Origin of the sequence: Streptomyces sp. ADMS (assembly GCF_033441795.1) — a bacterium.
In the GTDB taxonomy this organism is placed as follows: Bacteria; Actinomycetota; Actinomycetes; order Streptomycetales; family Streptomycetaceae; genus Streptomyces.
In genome coordinates this window covers 1-240 of record NZ_JAVFVX010000622.1, presented here as the reverse complement: position 1 = coordinate 240, position 240 = coordinate 1, and the positions used below count along the sequence as shown (strand labels likewise).

The following is a 240-nucleotide window of genomic DNA, read 5'->3' as shown; positions in this document are numbered from 1 at the left end:
CGGTGACCGCCCAACTGCCCATCGCCACCGCAGCGGACGTACGCCGGGCCGCCGTACCGCTGCCGAACTCGGCCGCCGCCGGACTCCACACGTCCTGGCTGCTCGGACAGACCCCCGACGGCACACAAGCCGCCCCCGCGACCACGGCCACCAACGACCAGAGCCCGGCAAGCACCAAGGAGCCAGTACGGTGACCGCCCAACTGCCCATCGCCACCGCAGCGGACGTACGCCGGGCCGC

Annotated in this window: 1 protein-coding gene; it reads left to right on the top strand. The window is 73.8% G+C overall.

Going from position 1 to position 240, the window contains the following annotated elements:
• On the top strand, window positions 1–194 hold a 194-nt coding region (locus RB628_RS42230; RefSeq protein ID WP_318325866.1), incomplete at its 5' end, for a hypothetical protein.
• Window positions 195–240 lie beyond the last annotated feature (46 nt).